This is a genomic window from Enterobacter sp. IF2SW-B1 (genome assembly GCF_001743375.1).
GTDB classification, from domain to species: domain Bacteria; phylum Pseudomonadota; class Gammaproteobacteria; order Enterobacterales; family Enterobacteriaceae; genus Enterobacter; species Enterobacter bugandensis.
In genome coordinates this window covers 1-412 of record NZ_MJAA01000291.1, presented here as the reverse complement: position 1 = coordinate 412, position 412 = coordinate 1, and the positions used below count along the sequence as shown (strand labels likewise).

The window sequence follows — 412 nt, the reverse complement described above, 5'->3', positions numbered from 1 at the left end:
ACGTGAGCAATACCCTGCTCGCGCAGCGCATGGGCGGCCTCAATCACATCTTTTAATTCCGGCAGCTTACGGCCTGCCCAGATCTCCAGCGCGCGGCGGTTTGGCTTCACCAGCCACGGAGAGGCTTTCAAACCCGCCAGCGGCGCATCGCGGCTGCTGTCGAAGATAATGCACGGGCACTGGCGGCGCAGGCGCGTCATCCAGTCGGTAACCGCTTCCGGGCTGACGCCGGACGGCAGGCGGCCGCTGACGCACACCATGTCGAACTGGCCCAGCCAGGTCAGGGAGGCGGTCACAAAGCGCTCCCAGTCAGCTGGCGTCACTTCGAAACCGGAGAAGTTAAGATCGGTCACTTCGCCGTCTTTTTCCGTCAGCTTAACGTTGATGCGGGTACGGCCCTGAACGACCTGGA

Annotated in this window: 1 protein-coding gene; it reads right to left on the bottom strand. The window is 62.9% G+C overall.

Features of this window, described 5'->3' with window-relative positions; all coding sequences use genetic code 11:
• Positions 1-412, bottom strand: a 412-nt coding sequence (locus tag A6013_RS24435; protein WP_254677916.1) for a PfkB family carbohydrate kinase, incomplete at both ends; no start/stop codon positions are given.